The following is a 27,000-nucleotide window of genomic DNA, read 5'->3' as shown; positions in this document are numbered from 1 at the left end:
GATGTACAGATGGGTAAAGGGAATCATCAGCTATCGCACGTTCTACATCTGGCGGGCGCGCTATCGCTACTACACACGGAACCTGGATCTGTGGACGCTGATGAGCGGACTGTGCATCGCCGGTCTGTTGCTGGTGCTGTGGTACATGTGGCGGATGCTGAGCGTGCCGACGCCGCGCGTGCACCCGGAGACAGCGGCGCTGCGCATCGAAGGTGTCACCAGGGAGGCGATCCATCGCATCGTGCTGGTGCGCCACGCCGGCAGCACGCCGGGTGCTCCGTTCACTACGCCGGAGGAGGTGCGGGCAAGCACGCTGCGCACGATGCGGGTACGGCAGGTGATGGACAGCGAAGTTGTGTGGCGGCTGAAAGCCGACATGCTGGCGGACATCGCTGACTACATCATGGCCACAGGTGGGTGCTTTCCCTACGATTGCCGGCGGGTGCTGGATCGGTTGGACTACGTGCGCCAGGCCGGTGTGGAGAATGCGCAGATCAATGCGGCGCTGGCGACGATCCTGGAGGTGTCGTTGGACCAGATGCCGTCGTTGGAGGCAGACGAGCATGAGCGGGTGAAGAGTGGTTGGTCGGATGGATTCAACGACATCTACTACCAGTCCTGGGTGTTGCGGGACCTGCAGGCCATGCACGCACAGATGATGCGGGAATATCCGCAGCGTGCCCCCGCACCGTGGTTGCCGCGGCTGCTCAGCGACCCGCTGCGCGATACCCGTTTTGTCTGGTAGCGGGAGCAAGATGGGCATCATCTGCCAGAGCAGGTAACACCGCTTTTGTAGAGTCGAGCTTGCTCGACTGCTCTCCGCTCAGCCATCGAAATGCACGAAGCACAGTGCGGACCAGCGGTCCGCACCTACCAAACACGGGTGCAGCGCCCCTGTAGAGTCGAGCCATGCTCGACTGCTCTCCGGTCAGCCATCGAAATGCCCGAAGCACAGTGCGGACCAACGGTCCGCACCCCCCCAAGGCAGGCACCGCTGCGCTCGCCGGCCATGGACCGGCGCTACCATCACCCGCCGATGTACGCGGTGATCTCCGCTTCGGCCAGCACCTGCCGCAACTGTGCCACCGACGCGCGTCGCATCGGCTTCTCATCCACCGGCGACAGCGGCGCCTGGCGCAGGGCGTCGTAGGGCAGCACGGCCAGGTCGAAGGTCAGCTCTTCGGCACTGAACACCCACACCGGCACGTCCAGGCAGCGCTCGCGGTCCATGCGCAGGCGGCGTGTCCGCGATTCGGCGGGAATGCCGTGTTCGTCCAGGAAGCGATGCACGGCTTCCGGGTCGTCGCTGTGCAGGTGCAGCTGCACTGGGCTGTTGGCGTCGGCGGTGCCGTCCAGCACCGGACCGGCCAGGCGCGGGGCGAAGCCGTGCAGGAACTCCAGGGCACGCATGGCGGCTTCACGGCGGCGCTGCAGTTCGTTGCCGTGCTGGGGCCCGGAGAACAGCCGCTGGTACTCGCGCAGGGCGTCCTCGATCTCGGTATTGCGGGGCAGGGAGGCATCGTCGTGGATGCCGAGCCGGCTGGCGGCCTTCAACTTGGCCTGGTGGTAGTCGCGGATGCCGCCTTCGGCCATCAGGCGGGCGGCTTCGTGGGCGAGGCGGTGGCGCCGCTCGCGGGTCTGGCTGGCAGCATGCTGACGGGCGCGATGCATGCGATGACTCCCTGTTGCGACCTGGCTACAGACTAGCGCACGGATGTGACATCTGCGTGGGTATGGCGGATGCAACCGCTTTGGTAGGTGCCGACCTTGGTCGGCACGGGGCGCCAACCGAGGTTGGCGTCTACCAGGGCAGCATCGGTGCCAACCGAGGTTGGCCCCACCCACGCTTTGGTAGGTGCCGACCTTGGTCGGCACGGGGCGCCAACCAAGGTTGGCATCTACCAGGGCGGCATCGGTGCCAACCGAGGTTGGTACCCACCCACGCTTTGGTAGGTGCCGACCTTGGTCGGCACAGGGCGCCAACCAAGGTTGGCAACTACCGGGGCGGCATCGGTGCCGACCGAGGTTGGCACCCACCAACGCTTTGGTAGGTGCCGACCTTGGTCGGCACGGGGCGCCAACCAAGGTTGGCAACTACCGGGGCGGCATCGGTGCCGACCGAGGTTGGCACCCACCAACGCTTTGGTAGGTGCCGACCTTGGTCGGCACGGGGCGCCAACCAAGGTTGGCAACTACCGGGGCGGCATCGGTGCCAACCGAGGTTGGCCCCACCCACGCTTTGGTAGATGCCGACCTTGGTCGGCACAGGGCGCCAACCAAGGTTGGCAACTACCGGGGCGGCATCGGCGCCAACCAAGGTTGGCATCTACCAGAGCCGCATCGGTGCCAACCAAGGTTGGCAGCTACCAGAGCCGCATCGGCGCCAACCAAGGTTGGCATCTACCAGAGCGGCACCTACCGAACCCTTCCTCAGAAGATATCGAACGCGGCGGCGTCGGCCTGCGGGGTATTGAGGTTCAGGTCGTAGTCGGTCAGGCGGTCCATGTCTTCCACCTTCACCCACTCGGTGGCGCCGTTGAGGGTGGCCTGGACCATGCCGCTGGGCGGGTCGTTCTGCGCGATCGGGGTGTCCTTCAGCGCGGTGCGCATGTAGTCGATCCAGATCGGCAGGGCGGCCTTGCCACCGTATTCGCGGTAACCCAGCGAGCGGAAGTCGTCGCGGCCCACCCACACGGTGGTCACGTACGGGCCGCCGAAGCCGGAGAACCAGGCGTCACGGTGGTCGTTGGTGGAGCCGGTCTTGCCACCCACGTCCTCGCGGCCGAGCACCTTGGCCTGGGCACCGGTACCGCGCTGGACCACGTCGCGCATCATCGACACCAGCTGGTAGGCGGTGCGGGCGTCGATCGCGCGCGGGGCGGTGCGGGCATCGGGGTTGACCGGCGCGGCCGGGGTTTCGGTCTTGGCTTCGGCCTTGGCGGCAGCGGCCGGGTCCACCTTCGGGGCCGGAGCACCGAAGTTGAAGCCGTCCACCACCTGGTTGACCGGCTGGTCGCTGCTGCCGGCGCAGTCGCGGCAGGCCAGCGCCGGGTTTTCCTTGAACACCAGGTTGCCGTCGCGGTCATTGACCTGGTCGATCAGCCACGTATCCACGCGCGAGCCGCCGTTGGCGAACACGGCGTAGCCGCGGGCCACCGACAGCGGGGTCAGCGAGGCGGTACCCAGCGACATCGACAGGTTCGGCGGCAGTTCCGATTCGGCGAAGCCAAACTCGCTGATGTACTTGCGCGCGTAGTCCACGCCCATGCCATCGAGCAGGCGCACCGAGACCAGGTTGCGCGACTGCACCAGCGCCTCACGCAGGCGCATCGGGCCGCGGAAGCCGCCGCCGTCGTTCTGCGGGGCCCAGGTCTTGCCGCGGCGGTCGCGGAACACGACCGGGGCGTCGAGCACGATCGAGGCCGGGTTGTAGCCCTTGTCGAAGGCGGCGGCGTAGACGAACGGCTTGAAGCTCGAACCCGGCTGGCGACGGGCCTGGGTAGCGCGGTTGAACTTGTTGCCGGAGAAGCTGAAGCCACCCACCAGCGCCTTCAACGCGCCGTTGTGGGCATCCAGCGAGACCAGTGCGGACTGGCCGCGCGGGATCTGGTCCAGCAGCCACTCACCTTCCTTGGCCCCGGCGCGCACGCGCACGATGTCGCCGCGCTGTACCAGCTTGCCCGGGGTCTTGTTGGTCCACTTGGCGGCGCCGGCCGGCAGCACGATCTCGCTGCGGTTGGCCAGCACCACCGTTGCGCTGCCATCGGCACCGGTGCTGGCGACGATGGCCGGCAGCAGGCCGGCCTGGCCGTACATGCCACGCAGGTGCTCGGCCAGGGCAGCGGCGTCTTCGCCGGCACCCACCTGCACCTGCTTCTCCACGCCGTGCCAGCCGTGGCGGTGGTCGTACAGCAGCAGGCCGTCGCGCACCGACTGGTTGGCGGCGGTCTGCAGAGTGGCATCGATGGTGGTGGTGACGTGGTAACCCTTGTTGACCACATCGCCGCCGAAGCGGGCGATCATTTCCTGGCGCACCAGCTCGGCCACGTAGGGGGCATCGACCTGCACCGGCGGTTCATGCGCGGTGGCGTGCATCGGCACGGCCTTGGCTGCATCGGCCTCGGCCTGGCTGACGAACTTCAGGTCGGCCATGCGCTGCAGCACATAGTTGTCGCGGCGCTGGCGGGCACGTTCCGGGTTGGAGATCGGGTTGCCCGAAGACGGGAACTTGGGGATGCCGGCCAGCGAGGCCATTTCATCCAGGTCCAGCTCGTTCAGCTTCTTGCCGTAGTAGAACTCGGCGGCGGCGGCCACCCCGTAGGCGCGGTTGCCGAAGAAACTCTTGTTCAGGTACAGCTCGAAGATCTCGTCCTTGCTCAGCTCGGACTCGATCTTCCGCGCCAGCAGGATCTCGGCCAGCTTGCGGGTGTAGCTGTACTCGGAGCTGAGGAAGAACTGGCGGGCCACCTGCTGGGTGATGGTGGAGCCACCCGGCACGCGCTTGTCGTTGGTGGTGGCCAGCAGCCACACCGCACGGCCGATGCCCATGTAGTCCACACCGCCATGCTCGTAGAAGCGGGCATCCTCGGTGGCCAGGAACGCCTGCTTCAGGCGCTCGGGCACGTCCTTCATGGTGATGGGGGTACGGCGGGTCTCGCCGAACACCGCCATCAGCTTGCCGTCGGCGGCATAGACGTACATGGGCTCCTGCATTTCCACGTCGCGCAGGGTCTGCACGTCGGGAAGCTTGGAGGACACGGCGTAGTACAGACCGCCCACGGCGGCCGCGCCGATCAGCGCCAGGACCAGGACAATCAGGAAGATCCAGCGCAGCCAGCGGCGGAGTCGAGTCATCGGGTTCAGATTCCGATTGCGAATTTCGTGGTCGCAGAGTATAGATTACGCAAGGTGGCGGCTGGGGTCGGCACCGGGGAGCGCAAGGGGAACAGTCAGGGGCTGCATGGTGAATCCGTGAGGGACTTCACAGCAGGGCCGTTGCCATTTGCTAAGAATACGTTATTAATGCTCGGGCGCAGGTCTTGCGTCCAAGTGCCCGTCGGCAGGGGAGAAACCGTGGGGCTCATCCCAAAAAGTCAGTCGCCGCTTGTAGGCGTCGACATCAGTTCGACTGCGGTAAAGCTTTTGCAGCTGTCCCGCAGTGGCAATCGTTTTCGTGTGGAACATTACGCTGTGGAACCTCTTCCGCCGAATGCGGTGGTGGAGAAGAACATCGTGGAAGTGGAGGCCGTGGGTGAGGCCATCCGCCGCGCGATGAACCGCTCGGGGAGCAAGGCCAAGCTGGCCGCTGCCGCCGTCGCTGGGTCGGCGGTGATCACCAAGGTGATCCCGATGCCGGCCGAGCTCGACGAGAACGACATGGAAGCCCAGATCGAGCTGGAAGCGGTCAACTACATTCCGTACCCGATCGAGGAAGTGAACCTGGACTTCGAGGTGATCGGGGCGATCCCGAACAACCCGGAGATGGTCCAGGTGCTGCTGGCCGCGTCGCGTTCGGAGAACGTGGAACTGCGCCAGTCGGCGCTGGAGCTGGGTGGCCTGCAGGCCAAGGTGATGGACGTGGAGGCCTTCGCGGTCGAGAACGCCTATGCCCTGGTCGCCAGCGAGCTGCCGGTATCCATCGAGGGTGTGGTCGCGCTGGTCGACATCGGCGCCACCATGACCACCCTCAATGTCCTGCGCGGCGGCCGCAGCCTGTACAGCCGCGAACAGGTATTCGGTGGCAAGCAGCTGACCGACGAGATCATGCGCCGCTACGGCCTGAGCTACGAGGAAGCCGGCCTGGCCAAGCGCCAGGGCGGGCTGCCGGAAAGCTACGAGATGGAAGTGCTGGAGCCGTTCAAGGAAGCCACGGTCCAGCAGATCAGCCGCCTGCTGCAGTTCTTCTACGCAGGCAGCGAGTTCAACCGCGTTGATCACATCGTGCTGGCCGGCGGCTGCGCCGTGCTGGGCGGTCTGCCGGAAATGGTCGAGGAACAGCTGGGCGTGCCGACCGTGGTCGCCAACCCGCTGGCGCAGATGACCCTGGGGCCGAAGGTGAACGCGCATGCGCTGGCCCAGGATGCCCCCGCGCTGATGATCGCAACCGGTCTGGCGCTGAGGAGCTTCGACTGATGGCACGCATCAATCTATTGCCCTGGCGCGCCGAGCGGCGCAAGCAACGCCAGCGCGAGTTCTACGCAATGCTGGGCATGGCCGCGATCGGTGGCCTGCTGCTGTCGCTGGTGATCTGGTTCTACTACGACCGCCAGGTGAGCGGCCAGATGGACCGCAACGCCTATCTGGAAGCCGAGATCGAGAAGGTCAAGGAACAGAACAAGGAGATCGACCGCCTCGACGCGCAGAAGGAACGCCTGCTGGCCCGCAAGAAGGTGATCGAGGAACTGCAGGCCAAGCGCTCGCAGATGGTGCACCTGTTCGATGCGCTGGTGCGCACGATTCCCGATGGCTTGGTGCTGACCGCGCTGAAGCAGGAAGGCGACGTGCTGACCCTGGAAGGCCGTACCCAGTCCAATGCCCGTGTTTCGGCGTACATGCGCAACCTGGAGACCTCCGGTTGGATGACCAACCCGGAACTGTCGATCATCGAAGCGCGTGATCCCGAGAAGGACAAGGACGGCAAGGTGGGCCCGCTGGCCGACATCAAGGCGCTGCCCTATGTGTTCGTGGTCAAGGTGAAGCTGCCGGCACAGAGTGAGGAAGTGGCCGGTACGCCAGGCCTCAACGCCGATGGTTCGGTGGCAACGCCGGCTCCGCCCGCAGTGGCACCGCTTGCAGCCGGCCCGGATGCAGCGGCACCTGCTGCACCGGCCGCAGGCCAGCCCGCTGCTGCACCGGCTGCACCCGCACCCGCCGCCGCGCCGGTCAACGCACCTGCTGCCACCCCGGCCCCGGCTACGCCGAACCAGCCGGCAGCCCCGGCTGCAAAGCCTGCGCCGAAGCCCGAGGGCAGCCGCCTGGCGCAGCCGCCGCAGGCCTTCAACGCCCCGCTGCAGGGGGATCGCGCATGAGCCAGAAAATCGATCTGAAGAACCTGGATTTCAACGACATCGGCAACTGGCCGCAGAAGGCCAAGATCGTCTTCTGCTCGCTGTTGGCGCTGGTGATCATGTTCGTGGCGTGGATGCTGCTGATCAGTGGCAAGCGCGAGGAACTGGCCGGCCTGGAATCGAAGGAAGTCGAGCTGCGTTCGGAGTTCACCAAGCAGCAGGAGCGTGCGGTGAACCTGGCGCCGCTGAAGCAGCAGCTGGCACAGATGGAACAGGTGCTGCAGCAGATGCTGCGGCAGCTGCCCAGCAAGACCGAAATGCCGGACCTGATCATCGACATCTCGCAGACTGCGCTGTCCAGCGGCCTGACCAACGAGCTGTTCGAGCCGGAGCAGGAGCAGGTCAAGGAGTTCTATGCCGAGAAGCCGATCAAGCTGCGCATGGTGGGCAGTTACCACCAGTTCGGTGCCTTCGTCAGTGGCGTGGCGTCGCTGCCGCGCGTGGTCATCCTGACCATGCACGACATCAACCTCAAGCCCAAGGACAAGACCAGCGGCAACGCCCGCAGCGGTGCGCTGGAGCTGTCCGGCACGGTCAAGACCTATCGCTATCTGGATGAGACCGAAGTGCAGGCACAGCAGGCGGCTGACGCCGGCAAGGAGGAGAAGAAGTGATCCGTTCCCTCTTTGCGCGTTGTGGGATGGCTGCCGTCGTGCTGATGCTGGCCGCATGCGGCCGCGATGTGACCAGCACGCCGGGTGATGCGCCGAATCTTGAAAAGTGGGTGGAAGGCGAGCGTGCCCGGCCGGCGCAGCCGCTGGAGCCGCTGCCGGTGATGCAGCAGTTCGAAACCTTCGAATACTCCGCACAGGGTCTGCGCGACCCGTTCACCGATGCCTGGACCAATCCGCAGCAGGGGAATGGCGGATTGCGTCCGGATCCGAACCGGCGCAAGGAGCCGCTGGAAGGCTTCCCGCTGGACGCACTGGACATGGTCGGCACCATCGGCACCGGAGCCGCCACCGTGGTGCTGGTGATGGGGCCGGACAAGGTGACCTACCGGGTACGCCCGGGCGGCTACCTGGGGCAGAGCGACGGGCGGGTCACGGCGGTCTTCGAAGACCACGTGGAGCTGATCGAACTGGTGCCGGATGGCGCGGGTGGCTGGCTGGAACGGCCGGCAACGCTCTCGCTTGAAGATCAATGATCGTTTACTGGGGATAGCACGATGACCTTTCACCAAGCCAAGGGGCTGCGTCCCATCCGGCGCTTTACCTTGAACCGTGTCAGCGCGTTGGGAGTCGCGCTGATGCTGGCCTGCGCTCCGGCGCTGGCCGCCGCACCGGCGGAAAAGCCGGTGGGCGCCACCGTGGCACCGGCGGCAGCGCCGGCCGGCCTGTCGGTGGCCAAGATCGATTTCAAGCGCGGCGATGATGGCGCCGGGCGCCTGATCGTCCAGTTTGACGGCCAGGGCGCGGTTCCGGACCTGCGTACGCAGGGCAACAGCGTGGTGGTCGATGTCGGTAATGCCCGACTGCCGGCCAACCTGCAGAAGCCGATGAACGTCATCGACTTCGCTACGCCGGTGCAGCGCATCGACGCCAAGCCGTCCGGTGCCGGTACCCAGCTGGTGCTGAGCACCGGCGGTGCAGTCGAATCACTGGCCTACCAGAGCGGCAACGAGTACGTGGTGGAGATCAGCCCGCGGCAGGCGCCAGCCGCCGTCGGTGCAGTGACCGCCGGCAGCGTCACCCAGGCTGCCAAGGCCGTCGGCCAGCGCGGTTTCACCGGCAAGCCGGTGACCTTCAACTTCCAGGACGTGCCGGTGCGCACCGTGCTGCAGTTGATCGCCGAGGAATCCAATCTCAACGTGGTGGCCTCCGATTCGGTACAGGGCAATGTGACCCTGCGCCTGGTCAACGTGCCGTGGGACCAGGCGCTGGACATCGTGCTGCGTGCCAAGGGCCTGGACAAGCGTCGCGATGGCAGCGTGATCTGGGTCGCTCCGCAGGCTGAGCTGGCCAAGTTCGAGCAGGAGAAGGAAGACGCGCGCATCGCCATCGAGAACCGCGAAGACCTGGTCACCGATTACGTCCAGATCAACTACCACAGCGCCACGCAGATCTTCAAAGCGCTGACCGAGGCCAAGGGCATCGGTGGCGGCAGTGGTGGCGGCAATGGCGGTGGTGGCGGCTCGTCGCAGGAGGAGAGTGGCTTCCTGTCCGGGCGGGGCCGCATCGTCGCCGACGAGCGCACCAACACGCTGATGATCAGCGACATTCCGAAGAAGATCGCGCGCATGCGCGAGCTGATCAGCGTGATCGACCGCCCGGTCGACCAGGTGCTGATCGAAAGCCGCATCGTCATCGCGACCGACACCTTCGCCCGCGAGCTGGGTGCGAAGTTCGGCATCAGCGGCAGCCGCGACAACGTGTACTTCAGCGGCAGCCTCGCTGCCAACGAGGAAACCCGCAAGTCGCAGGTCGATACCGCACTGGCCAACGCCAAGGCGGTCCGTGAGTGGCAGGCCGGTGGCAGCGTCGGCCCGGCGCCGGTTCCCAGCGGCCCGACCATCAAGCGTGGCCTGAACTGGAACCTGCCGGTGGCTACGGCCAGCAATCCGGGTTCGCTGGCGCTGTCGATCCTCAACGCAGGCTACCTGCTGGACGTGGAGCTGTCGGCCATGCAGGAAGAGTCGCGGGGTGAGGTGATCTCCAACCCGCGCGTGGTCACCACCAACCAGCGCGAGGCGATGATCAAGCAGGGCAAGGAAATCGGCTACGTCACCATCAGTGGCACCGGTGCTGCCGGTGGCGCCGGTTCCACCCCGAACGTGCAGTTCAAGGAAGTGGTGCTGGAACTGCGGGTGACCCCGACCATCACCAACGACAACCGCGTGTTCCTCAACATGCAGGTGAAGAAGGACGAAGTCGACCGCCTGATCGAACTGCAGGGCTATGGCACGGTACCGTCGATCAACCGCCGTGAGGTCAACACCGCGGTGCTGGTCGAGGATGGGCAGACCGTGGTCATCGGTGGTGTGTACGAGTTCACCGACCGCAGCAGCATCAGCAAGGTGCCGTTCCTGGGCGACGTGCCGTTCCTGGGCAACCTGTTCAAGAAGCGCGGCCGCAACAAGGACAAGGCCGAGCTGCTGGTGTTCGTGACCCCGAAGGTGCTGCGCGTGGCCAAGCAGAACTGAGCCCGCGCCTCCGCGAAACGCAGAAGGGCCGCCCTGCGCGGCCCTTCTCGTTTCCGCCCGTAGATCCACGCCATGCGTGGATGGGCCGTTCAGCCGTTCTTGATGCCATTCGCAGGGCACCCTGCGATGATGTCGGGAACCCGTGCCGTCCCGCGCCGGTCAAAGGCCCCCATGAACCTGCCACCGCCGATGCCCGAAACCGTCTCGCCGCCGTCCGCGCCGGCCACCTCCCGCCTGCATGCCGCTTTCAGCCAGCTGCGCGACGCATTGTCGGCCGAGATCGTCGGCCAGGCCGCGCTGGTCGAACGCCTGCTGATCGCGCTGCTGGCCGATGGCCACCTGCTGGTGGAAGGTGCCCCGGGCCTGGCCAAGACCACGGCGATCCGCGCGCTGGCCTCGCGCCTGGAGGCCGACTTCGCCCGCGTGCAGTTCACCCCGGACCTGCTGCCGGCCGACCTGACCGGCACCGAGATCTGGCGCCCGCAGGAAGGCCGCTTCGAATTCGTACCCGGCCCGATCTTCCATCCGATCCTGCTGGCCGATGAAATCAACCGCGCGCCAGCCAAGGTGCAGTCGGCACTGCTGGAAGCGATGGGCGAGCGCCAGGTCACCGTGGGCCGCCACACCTACGCGCTGCCGCCGCTGTTCCTGGTGATGGCCACGCAGAACCCGATCGAGCAGGAAGGCACCTTCCCGCTGCCGGAAGCGCAGTTGGACCGTTTCCTGATGCATGTGCGCATCGGCTACCCGGACCAGGCCGCCGAATCGGAGATCCTGCGCCTGGCCCGCGAGCGCGCCCGTGGTGCGTTGGGCGAAGCCGCACAAGCGCCGGAAAAGCTGCCGATGCAGGATGTGTTCGATGCCCGCCGCGAAGTGCTGGACCTGCACATGGCGCCGGCGCTGGAACGCTACCTGATCGAGCTGGTGCTGGCCTCGCGTGATCCGTCGCGCTATGACGCTGGCCTTGGCCGCCGCATTGCCTGGGGCGCCAGCCCGCGCGGTTCCATCGCGCTGGAACGCTGTGCACGCGCGCGCGCCTGGCTGGCCGGCCGCGACTTCGTCACCCCCGATGACGTGCGTGCGGTTGCCGCCGACGTGCTGCGCCATCGCGTGCTGCCCAGCTACGAAGCCACCGCTGAAGGCTGGGATGGTGAGCGCCTGGTGCAGGAGCTGCTGGCCCGGGTGCCGGCACCCTGAGCCTGCGCATGACCGATCCATCCCTGCACCACGCCTCCTCCGTCAGTGACGGTGACGGGCTGCGCCCGCAACTGTCCGAACTGGTGGCGCTGCGCCGCCTTGCTCAGCGACCGCCGCCGCCACGCCGTGGCCGTGCCGGCAACGCCGGGCAGGCGCCGTCGCCGCTGCGCGGGCGTGGCATGGAATATGCCGAGTCACGCGAGTACGTGGCCGGTGATGATGCACGGCATATCGACTGGCGGGTGACCGCGCGGACCGGTCGTGCCCACACCAAGCTGTTCCAGGCCGAACGCGAGCGGGTCAGCCTGATCGTGGCCGATACCTCGCCGGCCCTGTACTTCGGCACCCGCGTGCGCTTCAAATCGGTGCAGGCTGCACGCGCGGGCGCCGTCGCCGCGTGGTCGGCGCAGCGTCGCGGCGATCGCATCGGCGCCCTGCGTGGCAGCGACCGTGAACCACCGATTGCACCGGCAGGCGGCCCGCGCGGCGTATTGCGCGTGCTGGACGCGCTCACCCGCTGGTATGCGCAGCCCCCGGCCGATGACCTTGGCCTGGAACGTGCGCTGGACCATGCCGGTCGCGTCCTGCGCCCGGGTGCACGTGTGCTGGTGCTGGCCGATCCGCAGCAGGCCATCCGTATTCCGCCGGCGCGCTGGAGTGCGCTGGCCCAGCACCACGACCTCAGCCTGGTGCTGCTGGTGGATCCATTGGAACTGCAGCCTCCGTCAGCCGCGCTGCAGTTCCAGACCCTGCAGCAGCGCATCGGCCTCGACCTGCGACGCAGCGAGGTCCAGGCTCATTGGCAGGCCCACTTCGTCGAACCGCTGCAGGACCTGCGGCGCCAGCTGGGAGCGCGCCGCGTCGATGTGCAGGTGCTGTCCACCGACGCGCCCAGCGATGCCTGGCTGGCGCCATCACCGACCGAGGTGCCGGCATGAGCGCGAACCTGCCGCTGCGCGATGTGCAGGTGCCACCCGCTCCATCATGGTGGCCGCCGGCACCGGGCTATCTGATGATCGGCGGCGTGGTGCTGCTGTTGCTGGCGGTGGCTGCATTCTTCTGGTGGCAACGTCGCCGTCGCCGCCAACGCTGGTTGCAGCTGTTCGATCAGGAGCTGGCATCTACCGCCGATGCTGCTGCGGAACTGGCAGCCATCGCCGGACTGCTGCGTCGCGCCGCACGCCAGGCGCAGCCCGGCAGTGAATCCCTGCGCGATGATGCCTGGTGGCAGCGCGTGGATCCGCAGGGCACATTGCCGGAAGCACGCCGAAGCCTGTTGGCCGAAGGTGCCTATCGCCCACGCGTGGACGTCAACGAGGTGGCCGCAGTACGCCGCTGGGCGCGCGAGCGCTATCTGGCCATGCTGCTGGAGCGGCGCCGATGAATCTGCTGGCAAGTTACTGGCCATGGCCGGACCTGCAGCTGGCGTGGCCGTTGGCCCTGCTGGCGCTGCCGTTGCCGTTGCTGATGCGCTGGTGGAAGCGTCGTGCCGATCCCGGCGCTGCGCTGCGGGTGCCCTATGCGGCGACGGAACTGGAAGCGCTGTCCGGTGGCGGCCGCGTTGACGTGTCGTGGCTGCGCACGCTGCTGTTGTGGCTGGGTTGGTGCGCGCTGTGCGTCGCACTGGCTCGCCCGCAACAGCTGGGTGAAGCGATCACGCCGCCGCAGGAGGGCCGGCAGATGATGCTGGCGATGGACGTGTCCGGCAGCATGGGCGAGGGCGACATGGTGCTGGGCGGGCAGGCGGTGGATCGCCTGACCGCGGCCAAGGCCGTGCTGGCCGATTTCCTTGATCGTCGTGCCGGTGATCGCATCGGCCTGCTGATCTTCGGCGACCGCGCCTACACGTTGACGCCACTTACGGCCGATCTGGCCAGCGTGCGCGACCAGCTGCGCGACAGCGTGGTCGGCCTGGCCGGGCGCGAGACCGCCATCGGTGATGCCATCGGCCTGGCGGTGAAGCGCCTGCGCAGCCAGCCTGAAGGCCAGCGCGTGCTGATTCTGCTGACCGACGGCGTCAGCAATGCCGGCGTGCTGGAACCGCTGCGTGCCGCCGAAGTCGCGCGCGCCGAAGGTGTGCGTATCCACACCGTCGCCTTTGGCGGTGATGGCAGCATGCGCCTGTTCGGTATTCCCATTTCCGCCGACCAGGATCCGGTCGACGAGGCTACCTTGAAGAAGATCGCGAGCATGACCGGCGGCCAGTTCTTCCGCGCCCGCGACACTGCACAGCTGGCCGGCATCTATGCCGAACTGGACCGGCTGGAGCCGATCGCTGCGAAGGGACCAAGCCTGCGACCGCGCGAGGAACGCTATGCATGGGCGCTGGGCCTGGCCTTGCTGCTGGGCGCATTGGCCTGGCTGTGGCCGGAGCGTCGCCGATGATCGCGTTGGTTTCGAATCTTCCCGACTGGAACGCGCTGCACTTCCTGCGTCCGGAATGGCTGTGGGCGTTGCTGGCGCTGCCGTTGATCATCGCTGTGGCGTTGTATCGGCAGCGGCGCAGCGACGTGTGGCGAACAGCGGTGGATGCCCACCTGTTGCCGCATCTGCTGGCTGCGGGCACGCGCCGCCGTGCACGCCTGCCCTGGGCCGTGCTGCTGGGCTGGACCCTGGCAGCGCTGGCCATGGCCGGGCCGAGTTGGCGGCAGCAGGCACAACCGATGTTCCAGGCCAGCGCACCGCTGCTGGTCGTGCTGGATCTGTCCAGCCGGATCAATGCCACCGATCTGCCGCCGTCGCGCCTGCTGCAGGCTCGGGCGAAAGTGGGCGAGCTGCTGCGTGCCCGCCAGGGTGGCCAGGTGGGCCTGGTGGTCTATGCCGAGGATGCCTACACCGTGGCACCGCTGACCGATGACGGCAGCAACGTCGCGCTGTATCTGGACGCGCTGTCGCCGGATGTGATGCCGCGCGACGGACAACGCGCCGACCGTGGCATCGACTGGGCGACGCGGTTGATGCGCCAGATCGGGGCATTGCGGGGGCAGATCCTGCTGGTCAGCGATCAGGCGGATGATGAAGCGGCACTGGCCGCAGCGCAGGCGCGCAGCCTCGGCATGCAGGTGTCGGTACTGGGGCTGGGCACATCTGCCGGTGCGGCGTACCGGGATGGCACTGGGCAGATCCGCCAGGCCGCGCTGGATGAAGGCAGCCTGCGTGCGGTGGCGACCGCAGGCGGAGGCCGCTATGCCCGCATCGCCACCGATGACAGTGATCTGCGTGCGCTGGGCGTACTTGATGCACGCGAGGGTACTGCGGCGCAGCGGCCCGGCGAGGGCAAGCAATGGCGTGATGAAGGGTTCTGGCTGCTGCCACCGGTGATGCCGCTGGCGCTGCTCGCTTTCCGTCGCCGCGCGCTGCTGGCGGCGGTGCTGGCGGTGGGCCTGTTGCCATGGATGAGTGATGTGCAGGCGCAGGCGCCTGCGGTGCCGGCCGCACCGCCGGCGCAGGGCACGCTGTGGAAGCGCGCCGACCAGGTGCAGCACCAGCGTCTGGCCGAAGGTGCGCAGGCTTACCGCAACGGTGATTTCGCCAGTGCCCGCAAGCAGTTCGAGGGAATCGACAGCGATGCGGGCTGGTACAACCTGGCCAATACGCTGGCCCGCCAGGGCAACTACGACGAAGCCATTGCCGCCTACGACCGCGCGCTGGCACTGCATCCCGGCATGGCCGATGCGGTCGCCAACCGTGCCGTGGTCGATGCCGCGCGCAAGCGCAAGCCGTCGGGTGGCAAAGGCCAGGATCAGCAGAAGCCACCGCAGAACGGGCAGCAGAAGCAGCAGAACGATTCACAGGGCCAGCAGAATCCGCAGGGCCAGCAGCCGCAGCAGGGCCAGCAGAATCCCGGTCAGGGACAGCCGCAGTCGGGTCAGCAGGGCCAGCCCAATCCCGGTGACGACAAGAACCAGTCGAGCCCGCAGCCCGGCGAGCGCGGCCGCGATGGACAGCAGGCGCCACCACAGGTGGAGGATGCCAAAGCGCAGGCCCAGGCTGATGAGCAGCAGCGCCAGCGCATGCAGCAGGCCATGCAGCAGGCACGTGAGGGCAAAGGCGATCAGGATGGCAAGCCCGTGCCAGGCAGCGACGGCACCACCCCACGCCAACGCGAGGAGCAGCAGGCGGTGGAGGCGTGGATGCGGCGCGTGCCGGATGATCCGGGCGCATTGCTGCGGGCCAAGTTCCAGCTGGAAAACGAACGCAGGAAGAGGGAAGGGCGATGACGCGGGCGATCAACATGCACGGGCGTTGGCCCCGACAGGTACTGGCGGCGCTGCTGCTGTGGCTGCCGCTGCTGGCCTGGGCGCAGCCGCGTGCGTGGCTGGACCGCGACCGCATCGCGATGGGTGACACGGTCACGCTCAATGTCGAGAGCGACCAGGGCGCCCCTGACTTCACACCGTTGCGCACCGACTTCGACCTCAGCGGGCAGACCAGCAGCCGCCAGGTAGCGTGGAGCAATGGCAGCATGCAGCAGCGCAATCTGTATGGCGTGGCACTCACGCCACGGCGTAGCGGTGCACTGGTGGTGCCGGGCCTGCAGGTGGGCAGCGTACGTACCGCACCGTTGACCCTGCAGGTGGATGCCGCTGCCGTGGCAGGTCCCGACAGCAATGCGGTGGCGTTCATCGAAACCGCTGTCGATGACGAGACACCGTATGTGCAGCAGAGCGTAGGCGTGGTGGTGCGGTTGTATTTCGCTTCGCAGCTGGCCTCCGGCGAACTGGTGCTGGATACACCGGCCGGCGCGTCGTTGCAGCGGGTGGGCGATGACCGCACCGATGTGCGACAGGTCAACGGCCGCCGCTACAACGTGGTCGAGCGCCGCTTCCTGCTGATCCCCGAGCGCAGCGGTGCGCTTCGGCTGGCCGGTGCGCGCTTCAGCGGGCGCAGTGCCGGTGGCTTCTTTGACGACTTCTTCGGCGGCGGCGACGGGCGCATGAATGCCACCGGCGCCGATCGCACGTTGCAGGTGCAGGCGCAACCGGCACAGGCGCCGCAGCCATGGCTGCCGCTGCAGGGCCTGCAGCTGCGCTACACCAGTGCACCGACCAGCGCCCGTACCGGCGAGGCGGCCAACGTGGTGGTGGAGGCGATTGCCGAAGGCGCCACCCGCGCGCAGTTCACCGATCTGCCGGTGCCCGACGTCGGCAACGCCGCGCAGGTGTTCGCCGAACCTGCGCAGTACGAAGAGACCTTCAATGGCAGTACGCCGCGGCTGAAGATCACCCGCCGCTATTCCATCGTGCCGCGCCAGCCGGGTTCGCTGGTGGTGCCGGGGCCGCGCCTGCCGTGGTGGGACGTGCGCAATGGCAAGGCACAGGAAGCGAAGCTGCCGGACCTGACGCTGGCCGTGGTGGCCGGTAACGGGGCTGGCAGTGCGTCACCTGCACCGCTGCCGCCGATCGACACCGATGCGGTGCTGCCGGGTGGCGAGGGCCAGGACAGCCGTATCGCGGCGACCGATCCGCGCGCCAGTGGTTTGTCCGAGCGGCCATGGCCGTGGATGGGCGCCGCCATCGGCCTGGCGTTGCTGTGGCTGTTGACGCTGTTGTGGGGCTGGCAGCGAGGCCGTCGCCCGCGCGTGGCGGCGCCCGTGGCGGCCAAGGGCGCTGTGCCGGCTGTGGCGACTGGACGTGCCGGCGTGGCCGAACTGCGCCGCGCGCTGGATGGTGAAGGGTTTGATCAGGTGGAAGCGCAGCTGTGTGCGATGGCCGGTGTCGAACGTATCGAGCAGGTCATCGACCGCCTGGCTGACCCCGGACAGCGACAGGTGCTGCAGGACCTGCAGCAGGCGCGCTGGGGTGGGCAGGGCGACCTGGCGTCGCTGCGTGCGCGCTTGCGCGAGGCCTTCCGTGACGGACCGCACTGGTCGGCGGCTGCCGGCACCGCTGACACTGGCCTGGCGCCGCTGTATCCGCCGCGGCGAACCTGAACCGGCGCCGCTTGCGCGCTTTGTTAGAGTGCATTCATTTTTCGAGGAAACCCGCGCATGACAGCAGCTGCTGCCGACAAGAAGAAGTTGCCCCTGCATTGGAAGATGGGCATCGGCTTTGCGATCGGCCTGATCCTGGGACTGATCGTGCACGCCCTGGGCGGCAGCGTCGATGGTCTGCAGGCCGGTGCCAAGTGGGTAATGGACTACATCACCACCCCGGCTTCGGGCCTGTTCCTCAACCTGATCTTCATGCTGATCGTGCCGCTGATCTTCTCGGCGCTGATCATGGGTGTGTCGGAGATGGGCGACATCCGCGCCCTTGGCCGCATCGGTTGGAAGACCCTGGCCTATACCGTGCTGCTGTCCGGCATTGCCGTGGGCATCGGGCTGGTGCTGGTGAACCTGCTCAAGCCGGGTGTCGGCGTCGACCCGCAGGTCGCTGCGATGATGCTGTCGGAGAACGCCGAGCGCAGCAAGGAGATTGTCGCGGGCATCCACGGCACGCCGAAGGGCATGGACATGCTGCTGTCGATCGTGCCGAGCAACGTGCTGCAGGCCGCGTCTGACAACGGCGCGATCCTGTCGCTGATGTTCTTCGCGCTGATGTTCGGCATCGGCATGGTGCTGACCGACAACGAGAAGGTCGCGCCGCTGCGCCGCGCCATCGAAGGCGTGTTCGAAATTTCGATGACCCTGATCAACCTGGTCATCCGCCTGGCCCCGTATGCGGTGGCCTGCTTCATGTTCAACCTGGCCGCGCTGTTCGGCTTCGAGCTGATCGTCCGCCTCGGTGCCTACGTGGGCGTGGTGGTGTTGGCACTCGGCCTGCACATGGTGGTGAGCTACGGTACGGCCGTATGGCTGTCCGGTCGTTCGCCGCTGTCGTTCTTCCGCGATACCCAGGAAGCGACGGTGATGGCGTTCTCCACCGCCTCCAGCAACGCCACCCTGCCGACCGCGCTGCGCGTGGCCGACCAGATGGGCCTGCCGCAGCGCGTGTCGCGCTTCGTGCTGACCGTGGGCGCCACCGCCAACCAGAACGGCACCGCGCTGTTCGAGGGCGTGACGGTGATCTTCCTGGCCCAGTTCTTCGGCGTGGACCTGAGCATCGGCCAGCAGATCATGGTGATGGCGGTCTGCATCCTCGGTGGCATCGGCACGGCCGGCGTGCCGTCAGGCTCGCTGCCGGTGGTGGCGATGATCTGCGCGATGGTGGGCGTGAACCCGCTGGGCATCGGCCTGATCCTGGGCGTGAACCACTTCCTGGACATGTGCCGTACCGCGCTGAACGTGACCGGCGACCTGGCCCTGACCACCCTGGTGGCCAAGGGCGAATCGCACGATGGCCCGGCGCTGGGCCCGCAGCAGGACTGAGACCGGATTCCCGCCCCCGAACTCCGGGGGCGGGTAGTGCCGGCCGCTGGCCGGGTACGCGTCATCGCATGCGCGCTGCCGCTCCCACGTTTCGCGATGCGAATCGCGGGCCCCCCTTACCGGCCTCCACACCCCGGCGCCTATGGCGCAGCCCCCGAACTCCGGGGGCGGGTAGTGCCGGCCGCTGGCCGGGTACGCGTCATCGCATGCGCGCTGCCGCTCCCACGTTTCGCGATGCGAATCGTGGGCCCCCCTTACCGGCTTCCACACCCCCGCGCCTATGGCGCAGCCCCCGAACTCCGGGGGCGGGTAGTGCCGGCCGCTGGCCGGCAACTTCATGATCTTCATTGAATTCTGCGCAACTGCCGGCCAGCGGCCGGCACGACCGGGCAAGGTGAACCGACCCCCCGCCCGGCGACTATGGGACAATAGGCCGCCCGCACGTCCGCGGCCGCCTCCCGATTCCGACAGAACCATGACGCAGCCTACCCGTCGCCAGTTGGCCAACGCCATCCGCTTCCTTGCCGCCGATGCGGTTGAAACCGCAAAGTCCGGCCACCCCGGCATGCCCATGGGCATGGCCGACATTGCCGAAGTCCTCTGGAACGACTATCTCCGCCATAACCCGAGCAACCCGCACTGGTTCAACCGCGACCGTTTCGTGCTGTCCAACGGCCACGGTTCGATGCTGCAGTACGCGCTGCTGCACCTGAGCGGTTACGACCTGCCGATCGAGCAGCTGAAGCTGTTCCGCCAGCTGGGCAGCCACACCGCCGGCCACCCGGAACGCCACGAGACCCCGGGCGTGGAAACCACCACCGGCCCGCTGGGCCAGGGTTTCGCCAATGCCGTGGGCTTCGCCCTGGCCGAGAAGCTGCTGGCACAGCGCTTCAACCGCCCGGAACTGGAAGTGGTCGACCACCGCACCTGGGTGTTCATGGGCGATGGCTGCCTGATGGAAGGCGTGTCGCATGAAGCCGCTTCGCTGGCCGGTACCTGGGGCCTGCACAAGCTGGTCTGCTTCTGGGACAACAACCACATCTCCATCGACGGCAACGTCGAGGGCTGGTTCACCGACAATACCCCGGAGCGTTTCGAGGCCTATGGCTGGAACGTCGTGCGCGATGTCGATGGCCACGACCCGGAAAGCATCAAGGCCGGCATCGAGGCCGCGCTGTCGCAGAGCGACAAGCCGACCCTGATCTGCTGCCGCACCACCATTGGTTTCGGTTCGCCGAACAAGGCGGGCAAGGAATCCAGCCACGGCGCTCCGCTGGGCAAGGACGAGCTGGAAGCCACCCGCAAGCAGCTGGGCTGGGAATACGGTCCGTTCGAGATCCCGCAGGCGATCTACGACGGCTGGCGCGCCAATGGCGCTGGCACCCTGCGCCAGGCCGAGTGGGAACAGCTGTTCGACAAGTACGCCAGCCAGTACCCGGCTGAAGCGTCCGAGCTGACCCGCCGTTCGCACGGCGAGCTGCCGGCCGACTTCGTTGCCAAGGCCGATGCCTACATCGCCCAGGTGGCCGCTGAAGGCCCGACGATCGCTTCGCGCAAGGCCTCGCAGCTGGCCATCGAAGCCTACGCCCCGCTGCTGCCGGAAATCGTCGGTGGCTCGGCCGACCTGGCGCACTCCAACCTGACCCTGTGGAAGGGCAGCAAGTCGGTTGCCAGCGACGACGCCAACGCCAACTACGTGTATTACGGCGTGCGCGAGTTCGGCATGACCGCCATCGCCAACGGCCTGGCCCTGCACGGTGGCTTCATTCCGTTCGACGCCACCTTCCTGGTGTTCAGCGACTACGCCCGCAACGGCGTGCGCATGAGCGCGCTGATCCCGGCCCACGCCATCCACGTCTACACCCACGACTCGATCGGCCTGGGCGAAGACGGTCCGACCCACCAGCCGGTGGAGCACCTGGCCTCGCTGCGCTACATCCCGAACAACGACGTGTGGCGTCCGTGCGATGCGGTCGAGTCGGCGGTGAGCTGGAAGGCCGCGATCACCCGCCAGGACGGCCCGAGCTGCCTGGTGTTCAGCCGCCAGAACCTGCCGCACCAGCCGCGCAACGCCGAGCAGATCGCCCAGATCGAGCGCGGTGGCTACGTGCTGGCCGATGCCGCCGGTACCCCGGACGTGATCCTGATCGCCACCGGTTCGGAAGTTTCGCTGGCCACCGAAGCCAAGGCCCAGCTGGATGCGGCCGGCCTCAAGACCCGCGTGGTCTCGATGCCGTCCACCGACGTGTTCCTGCGCCAGGATGCGGCCTACCGTGAATCGGTGCTGCCGAACGCCGTGCGCAAGCGCGTGGCGGTGGAAGCCGGTGTCACCGGCTTCTGGCGCCAGTTTGTCGGCCTGGACGGTGCGGTGATCGGTATCGACACCTTCGGTGCCTCGGCCCCCGCCGACCAGCTGTACAAGCACTTCGGCATCACCACCGCCCACGTGGTGGAAGCGGCCAAGGCGCTGTAAGCAGCCTCGCGAATCAGGAAGGGAAAGGCCGGCGCATGCCGGCCTTTTCTTTGCTCGAGAGAAAAGGGGACGGAGGGGATTAAGTCGTTTGTGCACAAACGACTTAATCCCCTCCGTCCCTTTTTTCGTCCGGCATGTTGCGCCCTGCGGCACCAGTGTCGCGTTGGCCTCTTCATCTAGCCTGCATTCCTTGCGAAAAGGAGGGCCTGCCGAGGTACCCCCGGAAGTAGTCATGGACAAGAAGAGCGGCGCAGAAACCCATGGTGGATTTGCGGGGTGTAAGGTGATGCCTTACACTGGCGCCGCATGATCGTCAGCTTCAGGCACAAGGGCCTGAAGGCGCTCTATGAGCGGGGCGACATGTCCGGAGTCCGTGCCGATCATGTGGCTCGGTTGCGGCGTTTGCTTCTGCAGCTGGATCAAGCCCGGCTGCCTGGAGACATGGGGCTGCCCGGAAATCGCCTGCACCCCCTGCGCGGGAGCTATAGCGGCTACTGGGCTGTAAGTGTCTCGGCGAGTTGGCGATTGGTGTTCCGCTTTCGTGGGCTGGACGTCGAACTGGTCGATTACCTTGATTACCACTAGGAGTCTGCTCGATGCCGTTGCATGATCCACCGCATCCCGGAGAGTCGCTGCGCGAAGACATCCTGCCGGCGATAAGCATGTCGATCAGTGCGCTGGCGCAGCATCTTGGCTATTCGCGCGGACAGCTGTCGACCATCATCAACGGGCACGCTGGCATCTCCGCGGAACTTGCATTCCGCCTTGAGCTTGCAGGTCTGGGCAATGCCCGCATGTGGCTGGCGATGCAGGCGGCATACGACCTGTGGCAGGTCGAGCACCGAGCGCATCCACCGATTGCCCGTCTGTATCTTGAGGATGCAGTGAGGATAGAGCGGTAGATCTACGCCATGCGTGGATGAGAAAAAGGGGACGGAGGGGATTAAGTCGTTTATGCACAAACGACTTAATCCCCTCCGTCCCCTTTTTTCAGGCGGTGCGTGCCAGTGCGAGGCGCAGCAGTCTCGCGTCCAGGCGCCCGGCGAAATCCTTCGGTGCCTGCAGGCCCATGCGCTGCAGGTACACCGCATCGCCGTCGCCAGCCGGTTGCCGCAGCGCTGCCCAGACGGTACGCAGTTTGTCGCCGCGGGTCTGCGTGTTGGCCTTCAGCCAGCCCAGCGCTTTCACCAGCACCTGCTCGATCTCGTTGAAGTCGCTGCCCAACGGATAGTCGGGCAGGCTGCCATCGACGCGGAACGGTGCCAGTGCCGCGGACAGTGCCTGCGGCGTGTTGCGCTGCTGGCGCTGCGGATCCGGTTGCGTGGCCGCCAGCAGCTTGCGCGCGGCGTGTGCCTGCTGCAGCAGGCCGCCCTGGAACGGGGCCTCGGTGATTGCAGTCATCGCATGCACGCAGTCCTCGTCGGTCAGGCCGCGCAGGTCGGCGATGCCGTATTCGTTGAGGTAAATGTCGCGCAGGTGGCGTGGGATGGTGGTGTGCCCGTAGTTCCAGCGCACGTTGGATTCGCGCTGGCCCTTGTCATCTCGCGCGGCGCGGAACATCAGCACGCTGCGCGCTTCCGGCAGCGCATGTGCCATCGCCACGAAGTTGTACTGGCCACCCACGCCGGACACCACACGTCCATCATCCAGCGCATCCGACACCGCCGCGCCCAGCGCGGTGGCCATCATGCAGGAGTTGAAGAAGCGCGCGTGGCGGCGCTGCAGGCGTTCCAGCGTCTCATTGCCGCCGTAGAGCTGGTTGATCTCGCTGATGCGGCGCATGCCGATCGCACGGCACTCGTCTTCCGGCAGCGTGCGCAACCACTCGTAGAACTCCGGCGAGCCCAGGTAGAAGGCGCCATGCAGGTACTCGCCTTCGGCAGCCAGGGTGGCGTGGTCGATGGACAGGGTGCTGCCGTTCTCGATGCGTTGCATCAGCGCCAGGTCATCGTGCACCTTGCGCTTGATCACGCCGGTCTGCACCAGCCGGCGGAAGCCCTCGTTGAGCATTTCGCTGCAGCCGTACAGGCCCACTTCGAACGGGTCCAGTCCGCCGATTTCCTGCACCAGCGGGTGGCTGGCCAGCTGCGGATCCAGCGCGTGCAGCACGCGGCGGTAGCGCGCGTTGTCGGTGTGGCGCAGCACCAGCGCATGGCTGAGTGCATCAGCCAGCGTGCCGATGCCGATCTGCAGGGTGCCACCGTCGCGCACCAGCGTGCTGGCATACAGGCCAATGGCGTAGTCGGCATCGCCGACCGGCTGCCGCGGCAGGCCGAACAACGCCGGGTACGGTGGTGGCGGGGTGATCACCAGATCGAAGAACGACACATCGACCGTGGCCGAGCCACCCAGGTAGGGTAGCTGCGGATCGATCTCGGCGATCAGCAGCGGGCGAGGCAGCCCGCGAGCGGTCATCGCATCCAGCGTGTCCTGGGTGATGTCGTTGTTGCACGACAGCGAGAGCCGGCGGTCGTTCGGTCGCATCGCCACCTTCTGCACGATCACCCTGCGGCGCGCGCTGCGCCACCGCATCGGCAGCGTGGGTGTAGTTCAGGCTGGTATAGCTGGACTGCGCCTGCCGCGAGCCGAGCAGGGCGCCGGACTGCATGTAGAACTCTTCCACCTGCACATGCGCCGGCAACGCGTCGCGCGCGATCGCATCGGCATAGGCCAGGCGCGGGAAATCGTCGCCGAAATGGCGCTGCGCGAACGGCGCCATGAAGCGCGCTTCCAGGCCGTTGCCGCGCGCCTTCGGCGGGTTCAGCGACAGCGCGGTATACAGCTGCAGCGGCCGCGACGGATCGTGCTCGACGCGTGCGTAAAGGGCATTGAGCAGCCGATGCGGCTTGCCCAGTGCCAGCGGTGCCCCGATCCGCAGCGGCCCGTCCACGCGCGCAAACAACCAGTCGACGGCGGCGTCCAGGTCGGTGAGGTGTTCGGTCATGCGCGGCGGTCCTGCGTGTGGGGGAGTGCGGGCATTACAGCATGTCGGGCTTGAACCGCCGTCGACGCGAGACTTCGGCGCCAGACACCATGAACTGCCCATCGCCCCGGTAATGCATCGTGCGCGGCAGTTTCGGCCGGGGCGCAACATGGGCGCGTACGATTTCCCAGATGAACAGGTTGTTCGACGCCACCTGGCTGTCGTCGTACAAGCGGCATTCGAAGCACGAATGGCATTGGCCGACCAGCGGCGCGCCGACCTCGCGCGCGGGCAGCGCATCAAGCTCGAAACGGGCGAATTTGTCGACCTCGCGGCCGCTGCAGTTGCCGATGTCCACCACGGTATCGAGCAGTTCCACACCCGGCACATTGATCACGCACTCGCCGCTGCCACGCGCCAGCGCATGGCTGTGGTTTGCGTCCCACAGGTAGGTGGCGACCAGCGAAGGCGAGAAGCCCATCACCATGTGCCAGCCCATCGTCATCAGGTTGCGCTGGCCGCGCCAGGCGGTGCTGACCAGCACGACCGGCCCGGGTTCGAGGAAGCGGCGGGCCTGCTCGACCGGGAATTCCTTCTTGGGCAGCGCTTTCATCCGGGGCCTGGGGCGGGAGGAATCGATGCTGGCGCAGCCGGGATGAACCTGGAGTCGAGGGGCTTGACAGACGATTCGATTACGCGCGTAATCAGGTCGTCGATTACGGATGTAAACCATGACTCCGATCAGCGAAGCCGAAGCCGTTGTGATGGAGGTGCTCTGGCAGCAGGCACCGCGTAGCGCCGATGACGTGGTCGCCGCACTGGCCCACCGTGACTGGGCCGAGCCGACCATCAAGACCCTGCTCAACCGCCTGCTGACCAAGGGCGCGATTACTGCCGAGCGCGATGGCCGGCGCTACCTGTACCGGCCGCTGCTGCAGCGGCAGGCCTGGGTGGAGGCGCAGAGCCAGGACTTCATTGGTCGTGTCTTCGAAGGGCGCGTTGCGCCGCTGGTTGCGCACTTCAGCGAACGGGGCCAGTTGAGTGCGCAGGACATCGCCGAACTGAAGAAACTGATCCAGGAGCTGGACCATGACTGAGCTGCTCGATGGGCTGTGGCAGGCCAGCCTGTGGCTGGCGGTGGGCGTGGTCGTGCTGGCGGTGCTGCGACCCTTGCTGGTGCGGCTGGGGGGCGTGGCGTTGGCCTACCGCAGCTGGTGGCTGCTGCCGTTGCTGCTGCTGGCACTGATGCTGCCGTTGCCGCAGGTGGCACTTCTGGAGCATGTGCCAACGCTGCCGCTGAAAGTGGTACCCGGCGCCGTCGAAGGCATGGCAGGGCAGTCGTTGCCGTGGGCCGGGCTGTTGCTGCTGGCATGGATGGTGGGAGCGGTCCTTTGTCTGCTACGCGATCTACGTGCGCAGCGGCGCTTTGAACGTGGCATGGGCCAACTGTGTGCACGCGCCGATGGCAGCTGGCAGGCCAGCGCCGACCCGGGCCTGCCCGCGCTGGTCGGCCTGTGGCGTCCGCGCATCGTGGTAGGCCCGGATTTCGACCAGCAGTTCACCGCACAGGAGCAGGGCCTGATCCTGCAGCACGAGCGCAGCCACCGTCGCAATGGCGATCACTGGGCCAATGGGGCGCTGCTGATGGCACGCGCGGTGTTCTGGTTCCACCCGCTCGTGCCATGGGCTGCACGCCGCTTCCTGCGGGACCAGGAACTGGCCTGCGATGCCCGCACCATTGCCCCGCAGCCTGCGCTGCGCGGTCTCTACGCCAGCACGCTGCTGAAGGCGCAGCTGGTCCATCCGGTTGCGCCAGCGGTCTGCCATTGGCGCAGCCAACCCGTGTTGAAGGAGCGTATCGCCATGTTGAAGCAGTCCAAGCGGAAGGCATTGCCGTGGGTGTCGGGGCAGGTGCTGGTGGTCGGGTTGTGTCTGGGAATGGGCGCGGTGGCGTGGGCCAGCCAGGGCGGTGCAGCCGCAGACGGCCAGACAGGGGCCGCCATGGATCGGGGGATAGAGGTCGACAAGATGACGCCGCCGTCCTATCCGAAGTCCGCGTTCGAACAGCGTCAGGTGGGCGTGGTGAACCTGCGCGTGGAAGTGGATGCCAAGGGCCATCCGACTGACGTCCAAGTGCTCAGCGCAACCAATCCGGGTGTGTTCGATGCGGTGTCGATCGCCGCTGCGCGGAGCTGGACCTATCGTCCGGCGATAAAGAACGGAAAGCCCGTTGCAGGGGCTGTGAAGATTCCGATCACCTATGCCATGGACAACACCGAGGACTCCCAGTGAAGACCGCGCCGCTGTTGATGATGGCGGCGCTGTTGGCAGGATGCGCGACCCAGGATCGCCTGACCACCGTTGATACCCGCAGCGAGAATGTCGGCCATCAGCGCCTGCAGCCGCAGGCCGGTGGCGGCAGCGGGCAAGTGCAGACGTATTCGCTGGGCGCGAGCGAGGGCTACCGGATGCCGCAGTTGTACGCGGCGCCGGATCCGGAGGTCGGTGATCGTGACCCGCGTGCGGAGCTGGCACCGACCACCATCTGCCTGCAGGTGGTGGTCGATGCGCAGGGCAGCGTCGAACGCAGCGTGCCGCTCACCGATCGCCCGGAGTGCGCGGCAGGTGCTGCAGGCGAGAATGCGCCCCTGCTGCAGGCGGCGCAGGAAGCCGTGGCGATGTGGAAGTACTCGTCCGCAGCGGTCTGCCACTTCGCGGCTGGCAAGGTGCCTGCCGACCGTGGCGACTGTCGCGGCGCCGAGCGCGTCGAGCCGGTGGCGGTCACCCTGCAGTATGCCTTCACCTTCGAGATCGTGAAGGGACAGCACGTGGTGCGTACGCAGGGAAAATGACCGCTTGCGATGACCGGGGCAGCGCCGGGCCATGCCC

The 27,000-nt window shown here is 67.0% G+C and carries 22 protein-coding genes and 1 pseudogene; 19 read left to right on the top strand and 4 right to left on the bottom strand.

The genetic code is table 11. The features are described 5' to 3' along the window. Position 1 precedes the first annotated feature (1 nt). Positions 2–745 carry a hypothetical protein gene (locus ACZLIB_RS18575; RefSeq protein ID WP_032127846.1) on the top strand — a complete coding sequence of 248 codons (744 nt, stop codon included), beginning with the start codon at positions 2–4 and terminating at the stop codon, positions 743–745. A 281-nt stretch (positions 746–1,026) separates the two neighbouring features. Here the strand turns inward: ACZLIB_RS18575 and ACZLIB_RS18570 are convergent, their stop codons facing one another. Together ACZLIB_RS18570 and ACZLIB_RS18565 are read right to left on the bottom strand one after the other, a co-directional pair. After that, positions 1,027–1,671 (bottom strand): hypothetical protein, encoded by a 645-nt coding sequence (locus ACZLIB_RS18570; protein WP_012511978.1) that lies wholly within the window; start codon positions 1,669–1,671, stop codon positions 1,027–1,029. Positions 1,672–2,430: 759 nt separating this feature from the next. Then, the gene (locus ACZLIB_RS18565) at positions 2,431–4,854 is read right to left on the bottom strand and encodes a penicillin-binding protein 1A (RefSeq protein WP_132810710.1); all 2,424 of its coding nucleotides are present in this window, start codon (positions 4,852–4,854) and stop codon (positions 2,431–2,433) included. Positions 4,855–5,073: 219 nt separating this feature from the next. Here ACZLIB_RS18565 and ACZLIB_RS18560 point away from each other — a divergent pair, with 219 nt between their 5' ends. The 15 genes from ACZLIB_RS18560 (at position 5,074) to ACZLIB_RS18490 (ending at position 22,090) form a co-directional block, all read left to right on the top strand. Beyond that, entirely contained in the window at positions 5,074–6,132 is a 1,059-nt protein-coding gene (locus ACZLIB_RS18560; RefSeq protein WP_010484061.1) for a pilus assembly protein PilM, read from the top strand. Further along, positions 6,132–7,028: a PilN domain-containing protein gene (locus ACZLIB_RS18555; RefSeq protein ID WP_049422632.1), complete on the top strand. Its 897-nt coding sequence runs from the start codon at positions 6,132–6,134 to the stop codon at positions 7,026–7,028. The genes ACZLIB_RS18560 and ACZLIB_RS18555 overlap by 1 nt, the downstream gene beginning before the upstream one ends. After that, positions 7,025–7,681: a type IV pilus inner membrane component PilO gene (locus ACZLIB_RS18550; RefSeq protein ID WP_049400744.1), complete on the top strand. Its 657-nt coding sequence runs from the start codon at positions 7,025–7,027 to the stop codon at positions 7,679–7,681. The genes ACZLIB_RS18555 and ACZLIB_RS18550 overlap by 4 nt, the downstream gene beginning before the upstream one ends. 26 nt (positions 7,682–7,707) lie before the next feature. Next, a complete protein-coding gene (locus ACZLIB_RS18545) occupies positions 7,708–8,214 on the top strand; it encodes a pilus assembly protein PilP (RefSeq protein ID WP_478469943.1) in 507 nt (168 codons plus the stop codon). A 21-nt stretch (positions 8,215–8,235) separates the two neighbouring features. Further along, on the top strand, positions 8,236–10,209 hold the full coding sequence (locus tag ACZLIB_RS18540; protein ID WP_049400745.1) for a type IV pilus secretin PilQ: 1,974 nt from the start codon (positions 8,236–8,238) through the stop codon (positions 10,207–10,209). Positions 10,210–10,380: 171 nt separating this feature from the next. Continuing rightward, complete coding sequence (locus tag ACZLIB_RS18535; RefSeq protein ID WP_032127852.1) at positions 10,381–11,406, top strand: AAA family ATPase; 1,026 nt, start codon at positions 10,381–10,383, stop codon at positions 11,404–11,406. Between the two features lie 8 nt (positions 11,407–11,414). Continuing rightward, entirely contained in the window at positions 11,415–12,344 is a 930-nt protein-coding gene (locus ACZLIB_RS18530) for a DUF58 domain-containing protein (RefSeq protein WP_049422629.1), read from the top strand. Beyond that, entirely contained in the window at positions 12,341–12,790 is a 450-nt protein-coding gene (locus tag ACZLIB_RS18525; RefSeq protein WP_049400748.1) for a DUF4381 family protein, read from the top strand. Before ACZLIB_RS18530 ends, ACZLIB_RS18525 begins: the two co-directional genes overlap by 4 nt. Continuing rightward, positions 12,787–13,791: a vWA domain-containing protein gene (locus tag ACZLIB_RS18520; RefSeq protein ID WP_049400749.1), complete on the top strand. Its 1,005-nt coding sequence runs from the start codon at positions 12,787–12,789 to the stop codon at positions 13,789–13,791. The genes ACZLIB_RS18525 and ACZLIB_RS18520 overlap by 4 nt, the downstream gene beginning before the upstream one ends. Beyond that, a complete protein-coding gene (locus ACZLIB_RS18515; protein WP_478468375.1) occupies positions 13,788–15,626 on the top strand; it encodes a tetratricopeptide repeat protein in 1,839 nt (612 codons plus the stop codon). The genes ACZLIB_RS18520 and ACZLIB_RS18515 overlap by 4 nt, the downstream gene beginning before the upstream one ends. Then, positions 15,623–17,338, top strand: coding sequence for a BatD family protein (locus ACZLIB_RS18510; protein WP_478468374.1), 1,716 nt, complete (start codon positions 15,623–15,625; stop codon positions 17,336–17,338). The genes ACZLIB_RS18515 and ACZLIB_RS18510 overlap by 4 nt, the downstream gene beginning before the upstream one ends. Before the next feature lie 57 nt (positions 17,339–17,395). Continuing rightward, positions 17,396–18,715, top strand: coding sequence for a dicarboxylate/amino acid:cation symporter (locus tag ACZLIB_RS18505; RefSeq protein ID WP_049400752.1), 1,320 nt, complete (start codon positions 17,396–17,398; stop codon positions 18,713–18,715). A 475-nt stretch (positions 18,716–19,190) separates the two neighbouring features. Then, positions 19,191–21,188, top strand: coding sequence for a transketolase (gene tkt, locus ACZLIB_RS18500; RefSeq protein ID WP_032127859.1), 1,998 nt, complete (start codon positions 19,191–19,193; stop codon positions 21,186–21,188). A gap of 306 nt (positions 21,189–21,494) precedes the next feature. Beyond that, the gene (locus ACZLIB_RS18495) at positions 21,495–21,773 is read left to right on the top strand and encodes a type II toxin-antitoxin system RelE/ParE family toxin (RefSeq protein ID WP_049422655.1); all 279 of its coding nucleotides are present in this window, start codon (positions 21,495–21,497) and stop codon (positions 21,771–21,773) included. A gap of 11 nt (positions 21,774–21,784) precedes the next feature. Then, positions 21,785–22,090, top strand: a complete 306-nt coding sequence (locus tag ACZLIB_RS18490) for a HigA family addiction module antitoxin (protein WP_014038309.1) — start codon at positions 21,785–21,787, stop codon at positions 22,088–22,090. Positions 22,091–22,178: 88 nt separating this feature from the next. On the opposite strand, the pseudogene ACZLIB_RS18485 reads toward ACZLIB_RS18490, so the two are convergent. Together ACZLIB_RS18485 and ACZLIB_RS18480 are read right to left on the bottom strand one after the other, a co-directional pair. After that, positions 22,179–24,132: pseudogene (locus ACZLIB_RS18485) on the bottom strand (acetyl-CoA hydrolase/transferase C-terminal domain-containing protein). 34 nt (positions 24,133–24,166) lie between these two features. Beyond that, entirely contained in the window at positions 24,167–24,724 is a 558-nt protein-coding gene (locus ACZLIB_RS18480; protein ID WP_032127861.1) for a flavin reductase family protein, read from the bottom strand. A gap of 118 nt (positions 24,725–24,842) precedes the next feature. On the opposite strand from ACZLIB_RS18480, the gene ACZLIB_RS18475 reads away from it, so the two are divergent. Genes ACZLIB_RS18475 through ACZLIB_RS18465 form a run of 3 tightly spaced genes read left to right on the top strand, consistent with a single transcriptional unit; the run spans position 24,843 to position 26,963 of the window. Then, a complete protein-coding gene (locus ACZLIB_RS18475) occupies positions 24,843–25,208 on the top strand; it encodes a BlaI/MecI/CopY family transcriptional regulator (protein WP_014648244.1) in 366 nt (121 codons plus the stop codon). Continuing rightward, positions 25,201–26,403, top strand: a complete 1,203-nt coding sequence (locus ACZLIB_RS18470; RefSeq protein WP_478468373.1) for a M56 family metallopeptidase — start codon at positions 25,201–25,203, stop codon at positions 26,401–26,403. Before ACZLIB_RS18475 ends, ACZLIB_RS18470 begins: the two co-directional genes overlap by 8 nt. Beyond that, positions 26,400–26,963, top strand: a complete 564-nt coding sequence (locus tag ACZLIB_RS18465; protein WP_032127863.1) for a hypothetical protein — start codon at positions 26,400–26,402, stop codon at positions 26,961–26,963. The genes ACZLIB_RS18470 and ACZLIB_RS18465 overlap by 4 nt, the downstream gene beginning before the upstream one ends. Positions 26,964–27,000: the final 37 nt, after the last annotated feature.

The sequence above is a fragment of the Stenotrophomonas sp. 220_Sma genome, assembly GCF_056487375.1.
This window is presented reverse-complemented; position numbering and strand designations above follow the sequence as displayed.